The organism is Mycobacterium sp. 1245852.3, assembly GCF_001669335.1.
In the GTDB taxonomy this organism is placed as follows: domain Bacteria; phylum Actinomycetota; class Actinomycetes; order Mycobacteriales; family Mycobacteriaceae; genus Mycobacterium; species Mycobacterium europaeum_A.
Window position 1 is genome coordinate 1 of the sequence record NZ_LZLL01000426.1, and the last position, 1,185, is coordinate 1,185.

The 1,185-nt window shown below is 71.5% G+C and carries 1 protein-coding gene; it reads left to right on the plus strand.

What is annotated here, in order from left to right; genetic code table 11:
* Positions 1 to 1,185: condensation domain-containing protein (locus tag A9W96_RS18875; RefSeq protein ID WP_231999739.1), on the plus strand; the 1,185-nt coding region annotated here is incomplete at both ends.

The window sequence follows — 1,185 nt, forward strand, 5'->3', positions numbered from 1 at the left end:
GCGCGCCCTGCCCGCGCCCGAGTACCACAAGCGCGGCGGCCAGTACCGCGCCCCCAGCAACCACACCGAGGAGATCCTGGCCGGCATCTACGCCCAGGTGCTGGGTGTGGAGCGGGTCGGTGTGGACGACTCGTTCTTCGATCTGGGCGGCGACAGCATCCTGTCGATGCAGGTGGTGGCCCGCGCCCGCGCGGCCGGCGTGATGTGCCGCCCGCGCGACGTGTTCGTCGAACAGACCGTCGCCCGGCTGGCCCGCGTGGCCACCGACGGCGCCGACCAGGACGACGTGGTCGACGAGGGGATCGGGCCGGTGCTGGCCACCCCGATCATGCACTGGCTGCAAACCGTGCAAGGCCCGATCGACGACTTCAACCAGACCATGGTGCTGGCCGCTCCCGCGGGCGTCACCTCCGACGACGTCGTCGTCGTGCTGCAGGCCCTGCTGGACCGGCACCCCATGCTGCGGCTGCGCGTCGAGGACGACGGCGAGGGCGGCTGGTCGCTGCACGCGCCCGAACCGGGCACCGTGCAGGCCGGCGACTGCCTGCAGACCGTCGACGAGCTGTCGGATAGCACGCTGGTGGCGGCCCGGTCCCGGCTGAATCCGGGCGCCGGAATCATGGTGAGCGCCGTCTGGGCAAGCGAGACAAGTCAATTGGCGTTGATCATCCACCACGTGGCCGTCGACGGCGTGTCGTGGCGGACCCTGATCGAGGACCTCAACATCGCCTGGGCGCAGCACCACAGCGGCCAGCCGGTGGCGCTGCCCGCCGGCGGCACCTCGTTCGCCCGCTGGTCCTCGCTGCTCGCCGAGCACGCGTTGAGCCCCGAGGTGGTCGAGCAGGCCGACGCCTGGCGCGAGGTCGTCGCCACCCCGGCCGTGCTGCCCGCGGTGCGCCCCGAGGAGGACACCTACCAGACCGCCGAGCAGCTCTCGGTGTCGCTGGACGTCGAGACCACCCGGCTGCTGCTGGGCGAGGTGCCCGCGGCGTTCCACGCCGGCGTGCAGGACATCCTGTTGATCGCGTTCGGGATGGCCTGGACGCAGTTCCTGGGTAAGAGCACGCCGATCGGCATCGACGTCGAGGGCCACGGCCGCCAGGAAGAGCTGGGCCCGCACGTCGACCTGTCCCGCACCGTCGGCTGGTTCACCACCAAATACCCGGTGTCGTTGACGGTCGACGG